General features: G+C 33.6%; 11 protein-coding genes. 6 read left to right on the top strand and 5 right to left on the bottom strand.

The window, feature by feature from the left end:
- The first annotated feature begins 2 nt into the window (after positions 1 to 2).
- From QOX35_RS14785 to QOX35_RS14775, 3 genes are all read left to right on the top strand, one after another.
- Positions 3 to 1,037 carry a 2-oxoacid:ferredoxin oxidoreductase subunit beta gene (locus QOX35_RS14785; RefSeq protein WP_135104343.1) on the top strand — a complete coding sequence of 345 codons (1,035 nt, stop codon included), beginning with the start codon at positions 3 to 5 and terminating at the stop codon, positions 1,035 to 1,037.
- A 107-nt stretch (positions 1,038 to 1,144) separates the two neighbouring features.
- The gene (locus QOX35_RS14780; RefSeq protein WP_283687577.1) at positions 1,145 to 1,540 is read left to right on the top strand and encodes a VOC family protein; all 396 of its coding nucleotides are present in this window, start codon (positions 1,145 to 1,147) and stop codon (positions 1,538 to 1,540) included.
- 98 nt (positions 1,541 to 1,638) lie between these two features.
- Positions 1,639 to 1,947 (top strand): hypothetical protein, encoded by a 309-nt coding sequence (locus QOX35_RS14775; protein WP_283687576.1) that lies wholly within the window; start codon positions 1,639 to 1,641, stop codon positions 1,945 to 1,947.
- 82 nt (positions 1,948 to 2,029) lie between these two features.
- Here the strand turns inward: QOX35_RS14775 and QOX35_RS14770 are convergent, their stop codons facing one another.
- Positions 2,030 to 2,359 carry a YnfA family protein gene (locus tag QOX35_RS14770; protein WP_283687575.1) on the bottom strand — a complete coding sequence of 110 codons (330 nt, stop codon included), beginning with the start codon at positions 2,357 to 2,359 and terminating at the stop codon, positions 2,030 to 2,032.
- Between the two features lie 146 nt (positions 2,360 to 2,505).
- Positions 2,506 to 3,327, bottom strand: a complete 822-nt coding sequence (locus QOX35_RS14765) for a hypothetical protein (protein WP_283687574.1) — start codon at positions 3,325 to 3,327, stop codon at positions 2,506 to 2,508.
- 823 nt (positions 3,328 to 4,150) lie between these two features.
- On the opposite strand from QOX35_RS14765, the gene QOX35_RS14760 reads away from it, so the two are divergent.
- The 3 genes from QOX35_RS14760 to QOX35_RS14750 all read left to right on the top strand — a co-directional run bounded on the left by QOX35_RS14760 (position 4,151) and on the right by QOX35_RS14750 (position 6,960).
- The gene (locus tag QOX35_RS14760) at positions 4,151 to 5,215 is read left to right on the top strand and encodes a type I restriction endonuclease (RefSeq protein ID WP_283687573.1); all 1,065 of its coding nucleotides are present in this window, start codon (positions 4,151 to 4,153) and stop codon (positions 5,213 to 5,215) included.
- Positions 5,216 to 5,420: 205 nt separating this feature from the next.
- The gene (locus QOX35_RS14755) at positions 5,421 to 6,758 is read left to right on the top strand and encodes a tyrosine-type recombinase/integrase (protein WP_283687572.1); all 1,338 of its coding nucleotides are present in this window, start codon (positions 5,421 to 5,423) and stop codon (positions 6,756 to 6,758) included.
- A 37-nt stretch (positions 6,759 to 6,795) separates the two neighbouring features.
- Entirely contained in the window at positions 6,796 to 6,960 is a 165-nt protein-coding gene (locus QOX35_RS14750; RefSeq protein WP_283687571.1) for a hypothetical protein, read from the top strand.
- Positions 6,961 to 7,064: 104 nt separating this feature from the next.
- Here QOX35_RS14750 and QOX35_RS14745 read toward each other — a convergent pair whose 3' ends face one another.
- The 3 genes from QOX35_RS14745 to QOX35_RS14735 are packed head-to-tail and all read right to left on the bottom strand — an operon-like array spanning position 7,065 to position 14,541.
- Positions 7,065 to 7,595, bottom strand: a complete 531-nt coding sequence (locus QOX35_RS14745; RefSeq protein ID WP_283687570.1) for a hypothetical protein — start codon at positions 7,593 to 7,595, stop codon at positions 7,065 to 7,067.
- Between the two features lies 1 nt (position 7,596).
- Positions 7,597 to 10,992 (bottom strand): DUF6443 domain-containing protein, encoded by a 3,396-nt coding sequence (locus QOX35_RS14740; RefSeq protein WP_283687569.1) that lies wholly within the window; start codon positions 10,990 to 10,992, stop codon positions 7,597 to 7,599.
- Between the two features lie 12 nt (positions 10,993 to 11,004).
- Positions 11,005 to 14,541: a SpvB/TcaC N-terminal domain-containing protein gene (locus QOX35_RS14735; RefSeq protein ID WP_283687568.1), complete on the bottom strand. Its 3,537-nt coding sequence runs from the start codon at positions 14,539 to 14,541 to the stop codon at positions 11,005 to 11,007.
- Positions 14,542 to 14,543: the final 2 nt, after the last annotated feature.

Here is a 14,543-nt window from a genome sequence, read left to right as displayed (position 1 = left end):
TTATGATAGATGTAAATTTAAAAATGGCCTCTTCTCATCAGGCTAAAGACTATAAAAGCGATCAGTATGTACGTTGGTGTCCGGGATGCGGAGACCACGCTCTTCTCAATTGCTTGCACAAAGCAATGGCTGAGTTGGGTATAGAGCCTCATAAAACAGCTGTTATATCAGGCATCGGATGCTCTTCTCGCCTGCCTTACTATATGAACACATATGGGTTTCATACCATTCACGGACGTGGGGCTGCTATTGCGACAGGAGTAAAAACAGCAAAACCGGAGTTATCCGTTTGGCTTGCTACCGGTGATGGCGACTGTCTTGCTATTGGAGGTAACCACTTTATACATGCAGTACGTCGCAATGTGGATATTAACATTTTGCTACTAAACAATAAAATTTACGGCTTAACAAAGGGGCAATTCTCACCAACATCTGACAGAGGATTTGTTTCTAAGTCTTCTCCTTTTGGGACGGTAGAAGATCCATTCCACCCTGTAGAATTAGCACTGGGAGCACGTGGAACCTTTTTTGCTCGTTGTATAGATGTCGATTTAGCTAACACGACTGAAGTTTTGACTTTATCGGCAAAGCATAAAGGCACTTCTGTTGTAGAAATATTGCAAAATTGTGTAATATTCAACGATGCTATCCACGATAATGTTGTAGACAGAGCATGGAGAGCCGAACGTACCATCTTGTTGAAACATGGAGAAAAGATGCTGTTCGGAGCAAACAAAGATAAAGGATTGGTAATTGATGGCTGGCAAATTAAGGATGTAATAATCGGCCAGAATGGTTATACAATCGATGATGTTTTGGTACATGACGCTACTACGAAGGACGATACATTACACCTAAAACTAGGATTGATGTCTCCTCAAAATGGCTTACCTTTAGCACTAGGTGTTATTCGTGATGTAGAAGAGCCGACATACGACCAAGGTATAGAAGAGCAAGTAAAAGAAGTACAAGCTAAAAATCCGGTTCGTAAGCTTACAGATTACCTGATGAAACAGGATGTATGGGAAGTGAAATAATACAATATAGATATTAAACTTAAAAGCCTCTGATCTCTTATAAAGTTTCAGAGGTTTTTTAATTATTTGTCTCGTCCAGAAAAAAATGACAATATAAAGTCAAAATCATGAAGCACATTAAACTCGCTCAAACAATTCTGTTTGTAGATAATCAAGAAAGAAGCAGTTTATTTTATCAAAAGATATTTCGCCAAGCTCCGGATCTTAATGTCCCCGGGATGACAGAATTTAATTTATCCGACCATTGCAAATTAGGCTTAATGCCTAACAACGGAATCGCCAGAATATTAGCAAATCAACTCCCCCACCCTCAGGATGGCAATGGAATCCCCAGATGTGAACTGTACCTGTATGTTGAGGATATTCAATTGGAGTTTGAGAATGCAATTAATAGTGGAGCAAAACTAATAAGTCCCATTATTGAAAGAAATTGGGGAGACAGAGCATGTTATTTCGCAGATCCCGATGGGCATGTAATAGCATTTGCTGAAAGAATCATTTAAAACAAGGTAAAATATCCACCCTCTATCTTATCTATTTGTATTTATTTTACTTAACTTTATATCATATAACAGGTTTAATATACAAAACTCTCAATGCTATGGACGTAAAAGAAATTCAAGATAGTTATATGGAAAATTATAAGAAACTTAACGAGTCTTATAATAATCTTAATATTGCAGGTTTAGTAAATGATATTAACAAAGCGATATCCTCTTCCGATATTGAAAGTATAAATACCTACTTCAATAAAATTTCGGAATGGAATGAGAATGTATCGAAACTACAAGGAGCAAGAATAGCTATAATTACTCAATATAAGTTCCTAAAACTCCCTTCTGTATCGGAATTATCCATTGTATTTGATTTTGTAAACAAAGAATGGAAGTTCAATACTGACCCGGAATAGTTATCATTTTTACTTTTATATCTAAATAGCGTGTATTCTTTTAGCCAACAACAAAAAGAATACAATAATCAACTAGCATTTATTATTCGCGAGGAGAATAATAGATAATGCAAACACCGATCAATGCAACGATTGCCCCGATAACATCATATTTAGTAGGAATATATTTATCAAACACAAATGCCCAAAGAAGCGACAAAACGATGAAAAAGCCGCCATACGTTGCATAAACCTTTGCGAAATTAGACTCCTGAAAAGTAGCAACTATACCGTATGCAATCATAATAGCTCCGCCAAGAATTCCATACCATAGAGGCTTATCTTCTCTTATAGATAACCAAATGAGATATCCACCGCCAATTTCGCATATACCGGCAAGAATAAATATAAAAACAGACCTTAAAATATCCATAGATTTTTCATTTAAACAAGACAAAAGTATTAATTTATTTAAGAGAAACAGTCCTCAGATTCATCTGGAATACTCAATATAAGATATTCCCTTAATAAAAAAGGACAACAAATGTTGTCCTTGTATAATTAAAGAATAAATTAAAATCAAAAATATACCCCCATAACCTTGGCTTCTTGGTATTCCACTCTAAAATCACTTTCCGGTAAGGGTGGCGTTCCACAAAACGTCATATTAGGAACATGATATTTAACCGGATATCCATTTTCATTGTAAGTGTGGGTTATCTTAAAGGTGGTAGGTGTTTGCTCTTTTCCATTCTCATCTAAAAAAGATACTTGTATTTGAGTATAATTATTATAGATAAGAGTAGCCTCCAGCATAGTCACCAAAAACCACTGAGGTGTATTCACAGAGCTATATATACCATTATGAACATCATAGGTGTATGAATAATAATTGTTGTTAAAGTCGTTCTTTATCAAATTACCCTTCTGATCGTATTGGTAATTATATTCTATCGATGTATCTCTGTTATTTGCATAATATTGCTTCATTTTCAACACCCTGCCTTTTGTATCAATGTCAATGTATCGTGTATAATATTTATCCTGAACTACTATCTGCAATTCGTGATAAGTTATTGTATAAGTATAACTTTCGCCTTCTGAGGATTCCTGTATAGCTTTATCTACACGCCCCAATGCATCGTATTGTATTTTAAGTTCGCTGATCTTAGATAGCTTCTTATCTGATTTAGAAAAATAACTACAACTTATAAGGCGATTGTAATCGTCGTATACGAACACTTTCTGACCACCATTCTTTTCTCCGGAGATTTTTACCGGCAATAATAGAGCAGAAGTTCCACCGGGAAAATTCTGTATACTGTTATCATCCGAGCATGCTACAAATAATAAACAGACCAGCACAAGACATAATTTAAAATACGAGCTTATGTTTTTCATTATAATATATATAAGGGTTACTACTTCTCTTTATAATACATAGATGATTGTCTTCTATAAAAAGTTGCATGCAAAAGTAGAATTCACAACTCCTACATAAATTATTATTTAGCAAATACTTAATAAAATTTTAATCGAAATGAAATAATCATATAATACATTTGAGTAAACAAAAACAATTTATGCTATGGATATTAATGCTGTTAATTTGGTTATGCTGAGTGTAGTGGTGGTATCCTACCTTGCCTTTCTAGTTTATTGTATCTTAAATAATTTATTTAAAGGGAAAAGGGATTGATTTCTTTATTAAAGTCTATTCTATTTACTTTACGATGAAATTATGCTACTCCTTTTTTACTTCATATTTTGTAAATAAATATTTATAGAATCCCTCTGAATATTTTTTAGTTTCGGGTATTAGTACCAAAATGTTTATTTTAAATAAGTTTTTCTTAAATTTATTTGATTTATATTTTCCTTTTATCTACTTTTGAAAAAGGACTAAACACCTTGATATAAAAAGGTTATATCATCAAGATCCAAACATGAAGACATTGTTAATCCTAGAAAATTAATTTTTTATAAGTGAAAGGTTAATTGGTAAAATCCATTTGATTTGAATTATTTTTATAGATAATTCAATTTATCAAGTAAATAATTAATCAAAGCTTTAGACTCGGATCAGACTTCTTGACATTCCTTAAATCTATTTTCAGAATATATTGATTTTATTATAGACTTAAACAAAATGAGGAAACTATTTTAATTTAGAACAAAACATCTAATAGCTCATTTTTAAGATTAATTTTAAACAAATGATACCATGGACTTCAAAGATCAAATCAAACAGCTTTCAGACAGAGCCGAAAAACTAAAAGACAGCCTTCAAACAGAAGAAGCGACTAAAAATGCTTTAATTATGCCTTTTCTTCAAGCAATGGGTTATGATGTGTTCAATCCATTAGAAGTAATGCCAGAGTTTACTTGTGATATAGGAACTAAGAAGGGAGAAAAGATAGATTATGCTATATTCAGAGATAATCAGCCTGTCGTTTTAGTAGAGTGCAAGCACTGGAAGCAAGATCTGACATTACATGACAATCAGTTGTTGCGTTACTTCCATGTATCAAATGCTAAATTCGGGTTATTGACTAATGGAATAGTCTACAAGTTCTATACAGACCTTGAAACTCCTAATAAAATGGATGAGAAGCCATTTCTTGAAATAAATTTATTTGATCTCAAAAGTAACACAGTCGAGGAATTAAAAAAATTCCATAAAACATATTTTGATGTTGATAATATATTGAGCTCTGCAAGTGAATTAAAATACACAAGTCAGTTGAAAATGGTTATTAACAACGAATTCTCAAATCCGAGTCCTGAGTTTGTTAAATTATTTGCAAAACAGGTTTATGATGGTGTTATCACCCCTAAGCTATTAGAACAATTTACATCTCTAGTCAAAAAATCTATTTCAGGTTTAATTAGTGATACTATTTCAGACCGTCTGAAAACGGCTTTAAAAACAGAAGTTGCCCAAGAAGAGCAACCCGAACAACCAGAATCACTAATTGTTGAAGATAAAAACAATGGTATAGTTACTACAGAAGAAGAATTAGAAGGCTTCATGTTGATTAAGGCTATACTTCGAGAAGTTGTAAATGTATCGAGAATAACATATAGGGATGCTCAAACTTACTTTGCAATAATATTTGATAATAATAATCGAAAACCTATAGTCCGATTGTATTTTAACTCACCTACAAATAAATACATTGTAACTTTTGATAAAGAAAAAAAGGAAACAAGGCACAATATATCTTCTTTAGATGATATATACCAATATGCCAATGAAATAAAAGAAGTAGTTAAAAACTATATATAAAAGATATGAAAGAAAAACCCTTTGACTATTTGTAGATAATCAAAGGGTTTTAAAATTAATCTGTGCGCATGAAGGGAGCGCGATACATTTCTTACTATGGGTTAGAACTAGAAATATAAAACTAAATGATATACCAACAAATGTTTATTTCTTATAATTTTGCATATAAAGAATTGACGCGTTCCAAATTCTGTTACATATATTTATGATTGAAGCAATACCATATTTAATAGATAAACGTAAGGATAAAACAACTATCCAATTTATTATTCGTCTAAAAGGGCAAAGATTAAGATTTGTTCCCGGTATTTCAGTTGAAACTAAATTCTGGATAGATAATAGTCGCTGGTGTAAAGAAAATAAGCAATACCCAGATGGATATTTAAACAATCTTCAAATAAAAAAATACAAGCAACTGATTGAAGATACTTTGAATGAGTTCCAAGAAAAGTTAATTAATCCCACACAAGAGACTTTCAAGAAGGCTATTCAAAATAAAATTGATGAGTTGAATTTAACTGAAGGGGGAACGATCTCCGAATCCAAACAAAAAGAAATAGATGAATATGAGAAATCTCAGCGTTTTATTGATTATGCGGAACTGTTTAAAAGCAAAAGTACAAAGAGTAAAAGTACTATAAACACTTACTCAACTGCAATCAAGCATTTAATGGAATATCAGTCCAAATTGAACGAAAATTCTAAAACTCCCATATCTATAAAGTTTGCGGATATTGACATGAATTTCTATAATAGTTTCAGGCAATATCTGTTAGATAAAGACTTATCGAAAAATCACATCGGCGGTATAATAAAAAATGTGATAGTTTTTATGAATGGCGCAAAAGAAGATAATCTTTATAAATGGGAAAAACCGAAAGGATTTATTGTCGAAAAAGAAGACGCCGATACTATTGCTTTAACAATAGAAGAAATAAACAAAGTATATAATCTTATTTTCACTGAAGAATTAATTAAAGAATTCTATCCGGATATCTACCAAAATAATTTGAGAAGTATGATTAAAAGTCTCACTACCGAACGCGACCGCTTTCTTATAGGATATTGCACAGCTCTCAGGATTTCCGATTATTCTAGGATAAATGACTATAATATTGAAGATGGATTGATATCAATATGGACTAAAAAGAAAGATAAAAAAGTATATCTTCCGATGCATAGATATTTGAGAGATATTATTGAACGGAATAAGGGATTAAAGCTACCTAAAATTTCAGATCAAAAGCATAATGATGCCTTGAAAGAAATTTTTAAAATAGCCAAAGTGAACAACCCTATTAAAACGACAATCACTAAGGGAGGTAAACGAATTGAAGAGATCAAGGCCAAATACGAATTAGTAACTAGCCATACCGCTAGAAGATCAGGAGCGACAAATATGTATCGAAATGGAATAGATCTTCTTTATATTTCGAGGCTTTTAGGACATTCTAAAATAGAGCAAACAGTTAAATATCTAAAAATTACGACAAAGGAATTAGCTAATAGCATGAAGAATAATCCGTATTTTACAGGCGAATAAATTGATTTCGTAGAATAAAGATACCCCAACCTCCCCTATGAGATACATTTCAGATTGGGATAATCCGGTAAAACCGACTCAAGATATCTTAAGCAAGAAATACAGGTTCAATGATAAACTTATTCGTAAGGCTATCGTTGAAACAGAAATAATAAAGAAAGGAAAGGAGTATATTGAGTTTGAGATTAGGACTATTAAATAAATCCTGCCAATGATGATATTGGCAGGATTAATTTGTATTACGTTATTAATATTCGGATTGCAAAACCGAAGAGACGAGAAGCGGAGCCTATGTCAAACGAGGGATTATTCAATAAAAGAGCTAAGCCTTCTTATACAATTAAGTCTTTCATAATAGGCTTTAGATATCTCCTCATTATATAAGCCACCTTCCATGTTCTTATTATAATCTTGATACCATAAAAAAAGTTTTTCTATTTTTTCCTTATTTAATCTATTCTTATTCATCTGATACCAGTCTCTAATCATTTGAATCTCTTGACGACTAATTAAAATATTGGGTACATATGAATTTCTTTCCCAATGATAATCACTAATATTTTCAAACATTTCTAAAAAATATACAGATTCTCCATAAATATAAAATTTAGTAGAGTCATTATAGTTTGTTACTATAGGCTTCCCGTCAATACTAGCCATAATAGGATTATCAATTCTACCTGAGGGTAATACATAACCATTTATCACCAATTTAAGATATTCATCTATAGATGTTAGATTTTTCACAAATAGTGAGTCTATATCTATTTTGGATGCGGTTATCTCCAAATTATAACTTGAAGTTAACAATAAAATAATAAATATTTTTTTCATCATATTATCTGAATACGTTGCCTAGTCTGATATTATTATTGTAACGAAACATTATAGTCTGCCTCCTTCCATCTGATGCTTGAGTTGTCATAAATCCAGTTGCCGGACCGGATCTTGATATATTATTTATTTCTCTGTTAGGATTTATAACAACTCCAATAATATTAGATTCTGAAGTTGTTGCTAATTGATGTGCATTCGCATAGTTATGTTGACCCATGACTTGCGTTTGATACTGTTCTACCGTTTCATGAATCAATGTACTTCCCTGAGTTACAATATTATTACCTTGTATTAAAGGCAATTGCTGAATATCTCCAATATCAATCATGGCATCATTAAAGTTGCCGACCAGAGCATTCTCACTATTACTGACAACTCTAACATATGCCGTGCCTTCCGTGCCGTTTACAACTGCATTCAATTCATCAAAATAAGTTTTAGCTTTTGCAAATGCAGTAGGATCTGTTGTTCTATCCTTATTTGTTGCAACTAATGATGTTTTACTACCCCTTACTGCCGAGAAAGTATAATATCCATCCAAATAACTATTATGCACCGCACTAACTTGATCTATATGATCCTGTTGTCCATATAATGTCAAACTATCTCCCTTTAAATCTACATACTTAATCGGATTATTCGCCACATACGTATACGGACTAATATTATAATACTTCTCCGCCAACGGATCCACACTCGTAAACCTCCCCACAGCACTTTCATAATACCTTGCCGAGTAGTCATACAGGTTCAAGCCATGCATCTGATCCAGTTCCTTGCCGTTGTATTTGTACGGCTGCTTGCCTTGTTCAGTTGTCGTTGTTTCAGCAAAGGCTGCACCAAACGGATAATAATGATTCTTCTGTATTACTGTTCCACTGGCATTTAATACTACACGGTTGTTGCCCAAATGGTCTGTCAGATAAAAATAGTATATTCCACCCTCAATATAACCACCGTCTACCAATATTCGCTTCAGAACGTTATTCTCATAGATCTTATTACCTACATAATCTGTTGTTTTGGTCTGGGTCAATGCTGCTGTATCGATTGCCGAACCAATAATTGGGGTTGTGGAATAGTTTGGATTCCATTTCTGGACAACTTTCAGCTTTTGACCTCCTGCCGAATAGGTATATTCGTTCTTTGCCTCCGCAACGGGACTCTTGATATCCATCTGTCGTGGTAAATTTAAGGAATTATACTGAATCTTTGTTATTCCTTTATTAAAATCTTTTGACATCGCCCCATTAGCATTATAAAAGTACTCTGTGGCTACACTGCTATAGTTCTTGAAGTCGGCTGATTCGGCAAGGCTGATAGTTGCAATGGCATCATCTGCTTTCAGTAATTGATTACCGGTATATGTCATGGTCAGATTATCAATTAAACCATAAGTTGATGCAGCTGTTTTACCATAACGTTGCAAAGTTGCAATATTTCCATGCTTATCGTATGTATATGCTTCTTTATAGTTGGTATTAGCTGTACCGTTTACCAAGTAATTGGAGGTAATTAATCTCGACAGGTTATCATAGATAAAGGCATAGCCAAGCGTATTGGTTTCACTCGATATCTTCCAGCTCATTGCCCCAATATTACCATTATACTGAGCTTTACTGCCTCCATATGTATCATTATAATACAATGTTTCCGTAAATAACGGACTTGTAATTGATTTTGTCCACGAGCGGATATTATAACCATAGGTAGACAAAGCGTTAGCTACCCCGCCTTTTTTGTTGGTTTTGAGTCTGCCCAATTCATCATACGTGTTTTCTGCAAGAGTGACCTGTTGCCTGACTGTTGTACCGTCGATCAATTGGTGGGTTGTGGTCAGCAATCTTCCTGCATGGTCGTAGGTATAGGTATAGACCTCCGTTTGTTTTCCTCCTCCATTGGCATCCTTGGCATGCACATACATTTTCTTCGTAGGCTGGCCGATGAAGTTATAGGCGATATGTTCTTCGTCTATTCCTCCCAAGTGGTTCGTAGATTTAACCTGGATAACACGTCCCCTGTTGTCATAATATATCTTAGATGCGATCTCACCCAAACTCCCATCTGGCTGTAAGGTCTTAATCCGTGTTCCTATAAGTAATCCTTTAGGAGTTCCTTCTCCCATCCCAGAATGAATATAGCGATCAGGAAAGCCATCCTTCCTTACAAATTTCAACTTCTCTCTCAATGTGGCATTGAAGTAATCGTAATAGTTATCGTAGTAATTAAGAAGCAATGTGCCTGTATAAGAAATTTCAGGCAGGGAATTCCATGTATATTCATAATACCCTCCCGGTTTTTCTGTTACAACAATATTTTGACATTTAGTAATTAGACTCGCATGTGATGCAGAGGATGGATATATCCCTGAGATAATCAACCGGCCGAAGGCATCGTATTTATTAAAAGTCCACTCGGGAGTTGGTTGTTTTGCCCGCTGTTCACCATCTTGTGTAAAGATCAAACGGTCAGCCTTGTCATAGACATAATATATCCACTCACAGCCGGGCAACTTCTTGGCTATACAACGGTTGCGGTCGTCATATTTATAGAGGTAAGCGTATAGCTTCAGGTTTGTATCGGTTTCTGTCCAGCTCGATGAACTCAAAAGCCTGTCCGATGCTTCCGGAGGAAGCACTGCACGGAGGTTGCCAAAGCTATCATAGATGTAATTGGTATCATGCAGCTTTCCTGCATTTATCTGGCGGGTTAATACGACCTGACCCTGTTTATCCTTAAATTCATAAGATACATTGTCATTCTCATCTTTCATTCGGGTTACATACAATTCTCCCACTCCATAATTCGCTGCTCTGGAAAGGCTGATCGTTCCCGTTGCATCAGTAGTCTTATACAGCCCACAAACTAATGAATCCGCATCTGCCCATGTAGTCGCAGATTTGGCTATATTGGTCAGGGAACCCGTACGTACGGCTTTTTTATTGTTTTTCCAATCCACACCTGCTCCGTATTGTTCAAGTACCCGGTTTAGGGGGGATGCTTCATAAACAGGGCGGCTGTATGCTATCGAGTCTGCCGCAGTATTGTATGTCGTGCTGTTATAGGTGGTCATAGCTTTTGTTTTATAAGTGGCCAATGGCATATAAGCACCGTTATTACCCGCAGCTACTGACGGAAGCCACGAGCGTTCTTCACGTCCGAAGGAGTCATACTCCTGATAGGTCACCAGGTCTGCCTTCAATTGAGTTACAGCCTTTTGAACGACTTGCACAGGACGTCCCAGTCCATCGAAATACTGAATGGCATCCAAATAGGTCGTCCCATCTTCTTTTGTATAAGTACGCGTCTGAATATAATTCTGGCTTGCTGTTTGAGCTTGCAGATTAGCAATGCCTAAAACAACAAACATAAATATAAAAATATATCTTGTTTTCATAATGAAAATCGTTTATTGGTTTTGGTAATGGTAATCATACTTTTGGATAGTTTGCTTATTAGCTGTACTTACAACATTGTCTTTATATATGTAAGTCTCCTTTAATCGTCCAAAGCTATCATAATCATAATAAGTCGTGATACCTGAAGGGTTGGTAGCCGATAACATACCCACTAGAGGTTTATAGGTATAGGTGGTTACTAAAGCATTTGGCAATGCAGTTTGAAGGCTACCATCTTTCAGTTTGGTCTCATTAGGTATTAGCAATGTTGATAAAGCATTTAAACTATTTACCGAAAAGACATTCCTCACTATGGTCTCTAACTCTGTATAAGAGTAGGATGCATTTTTTATTTCTGCGATCAGATATTGGCCACTATATGACCAAAGATAAAAGGTCTCATTTGAGCCGTCTTTCGATAAATAAACAGGATTTCCATAGCTATCGTAGTTATGATAAATTAGCCTTTTCTCTAATACTTGATTTATATCTGTATTCGTTTTGATTCCACTGATACGTGGTATATTAAGAAAAGAAGAATATTCATTTTGGCTTTGTTGCATTTTTCCATTATTATCTTTGATAATATCAATAATATCATTTACTCTGTTCTGTTGCGTTAGCTTCATATATATATCTTCCTGCTTATCTACAGAATAAATATACCTTGTGGTTATATTATTACCGTTACTACTAGAAGTTTGCTCTTCTTTTATCTGATTGTTTGTCACATTATATGTGTACGATGTGTTTTCAATAATATATTGTTTTGATTGATCATCATATACTTTTATTATTTTATTTTTAATGTTGATTTTTTGCTGATTAATAACAGGATATATAAATGCGGTCGGTAAAGCAGAAGTAAAACGTATACCAGGAAAATATAGAGACTTTATTACATCAAGGTTTATATTATCTAATACATCATCTTGATTCTGAGTCTTTGCTCGTTTTATCCCCCATAGTATTCCATAATTGCTTATATCATATTCATAGTTTACTGACCTCAATAGCGTATAATCTTTATTTGAGACATTATATCTATAAAAAGATTCGCTATTAAGTAGGCCATTTTCAGCATAAGTAATAAATGAATTCGAAGCTAATCCTTCAGGAGTTCTATCAAATTCTCGTCCAACAGTTTGATTTCCCCAGTTGTTTTCATATTCATATTTAGATAAAGATCTTGAAGAATAGTCTAGTTGTTTATCGGATTTTGTAATATAATTATATACGCTTTTACCATTATTCTCTAATAAGTCGTCTATTTCATAAACTGTAACAGATCCATATCCTACTGGATAAGATTTATTTCTGATACCATCTGATGTCTCAAAAAAATTATATAATGGAAGTTTAGAGCCTGGATCAATCTTATTGGAAGTAAATCGACGATATCTAGGATAGTTTGTTATTAATTTGGGCAAAGAATATTCATATATTTTTTTACTTAAAGTTCTAGTATTATCGAACGTTGAGACTTTTTTTACTCGCAGCCCTCCTGTAAGCATACTGACTCTTGTCGCAGGAGGTGTAGCTTTTATATATATATTCGCATCCATTTTAATACTACTAAACATGTAAGACTTATCCAACCCTGAATATCCGATTATTTGTATTTCATATTCTCCTGTTCCTAATTTTATATTAGGTATTACTTTTATACTAAATTGGGTCGCATTAATATCATCACCATTAACAAATGAATTTAATCGCATAGACTCCAAAAGTTGATATACAACACTTTGATCGCTCTTTTTTCTTATATAAATCCCTAACTGTTTACCCATATCAGCAGATGTTCTTTTTTGGAGAAGTTCCAGATCTATTTTTAAAGGGAAGCTTTGCAGACTATACCCACTAGGTATTGTAAAAGTATACCGAAAGTCGTTTGTGAAAAGAGCTCCGATATTTTCTGATCGACTTCCAATAAATTCAAACCCCAGTTTAGTGCTCAAATAATTTTCAATATTAGGATCTCCATCATTGTCAAATAACTTTTGTGAATTTGGTTCAAATTCATATTCTATTTTTCCTCCTGTTGGTAGTGTTATTGAATTTAGAATGAAAGATTGATTATATGTAGGATCTACATCACGATTAGCATTTCCATTAGTAGATTCAAAAGTTTCAATTCCTAATAGCGGATTCCAAATTATTTGTTTAGGAACTAATCCATTATTTTTCTTGCCATTGTGATACCCCCAATGATCTCTTGCTGTAGATAGCTTTGTTGGCAAAGACTTTTCATTATAAACAAATGAATAAGTTTCTTTAAGAGAAGCTCCATAAAAGTTTATATTTGACAATTTAAGTCTTTTTAAATTCCAATTTTCTGTTAGGTTGCAATAATATGATGGGGTATTTGTTGAAGGTACATTCAGTGTACTGCGTATGTGACTCAATGAAAGCATTTCAGATTCGTTCGTTGCGTTTGCAGTGAAGTAATCATGAGTAAGCTCTACCTTTTTAACCATCTCATTTTTAACATTCTTTACTATAATACTTGTAAGTCTTGGATCTGAGGGTAAATCTTGACGGTCATAATTATAAGAAAACTCTACTACTCCATTAGGAAAACTTATGTTTTTTAAAACTATTGTCTGATTCAATACAGGAATAAAAGGAGATGACTCTGGTTGTTCTCCCATCCAAGATGTACGATTATGCAATTCAAGACCAGAAATAGAATATTTAAGTTCATTTTCTATACTATAATTAAAAGTAATTAAATTCCCATTTATTGTTTTTATTTCTGTTAGATACCAGGATGAAACATTATTAGGTTTCGACGAAATAGTAGGCATTTCTGTTAATTGTTTTTGAGCAAAAGTATATGTTGTTCCATCAGGTGTTATAATGGTCCATTTATCTGGATCTTTACGTCCAACTTCTCCATCATTATAATTAATCTTTATCTGATTAATAGATTGTTTATATATCTCTCCTGTATGAGTTAATGCATATTTTCCAGAAAATCCATTAAAATTGTAGGTGTATATATCAGGGGCTAGTTCAGCCAGTGTACTTGGTGTGTCAGGTAATTTATTGGCATAATATAATAAGTCTGTATAGGTTCTCATATAGGGAGCTGTAGCATAATAATCAAAAAGGTGGAACACCGGATATTTTATATAATTATCCGGAATCAAGAAGTCTGGAATGTTACTGTTAAAATATGTTCTGTATCCTAAACTAGGATCACTATTTGAGAAGTCATTAGCTTCAATTATTGTCCTCGAAATAAGACCATAGGAATTGAGCTCCCATCCCAAACCAATTGTGCCGGATTCTTCATTTACTCTTATGCCTGATGCATTATATTTGATTGATATAGGATAGCTTATATCATTTAATTTTATTGTATATATTGGAATATTAATATCTGGTATTCCTGTATGGTATGATACAGGAAACTCATTAAATTTAAGGATACTTTCCACATTAGGGGCAACAGGAGAAGGTAATATACTTATATCTTGTCCATATCCTCTCACTAAAAAAGAACATAAGATAAAGAAGATGTAAATAATATATTTTTTCATAA

The organism is Dysgonomonas sp. Marseille-Q5470 (assembly GCF_951230145.1).
Classification (GTDB): domain Bacteria; phylum Bacteroidota; class Bacteroidia; order Bacteroidales; family Dysgonomonadaceae; genus Dysgonomonas.
The sequence above is the reverse complement of the archived record's forward strand: the minus strand, read 5'-3'. Positions and strand labels throughout refer to the sequence as shown.